Origin of the sequence: Haloferax profundi (assembly GCF_001469865.1) — an archaeon.
Taxonomy (GTDB): Archaea; Halobacteriota; Halobacteria; order Halobacteriales; family Haloferacaceae; genus Haloferax; species Haloferax profundi.
This window is the reverse complement of sequence record NZ_LOPV01000131.1, coordinates 1-268: the sequence shown is the minus strand read 5'-3', so window position 1 is coordinate 268 and position 268 is coordinate 1. Positions and strand designations below refer to the sequence as shown.

General features: G+C 59.3%; 1 pseudogene. It reads left to right on the top strand.

Annotation, left to right across the window (positions count from 1 at the left end):
* Positions 1-268 (top strand): annotated as a pseudogene (locus tag AUR66_RS21830) (BGTF surface domain-containing protein); the annotation flags it as partial.

Sequence of the window (268 nt, the reverse complement as noted above, 5' to 3'; positions counted from 1 at the left end):
ACTGTCAGCGAGGGGGACTCGGAAACTCTGACGATCGAATCCAGCCGCGGTGACTACATCGCGGAGATCAGCGCAGAAGGCCTCGACGCTGACGAGCTTGAGGACATCTTCGGTGCGAACTCCGAGTACCTCGCCACGAACGAAGGCGACGACTCGATCTACGTGAACGCCGGTACGGACACCGAACTTGACGGTGACTTCACCGGTATCGACGCCGATAGCTATACCTTCGACGTGGAGGTCACTGACACGACGGCTGCTGACAACG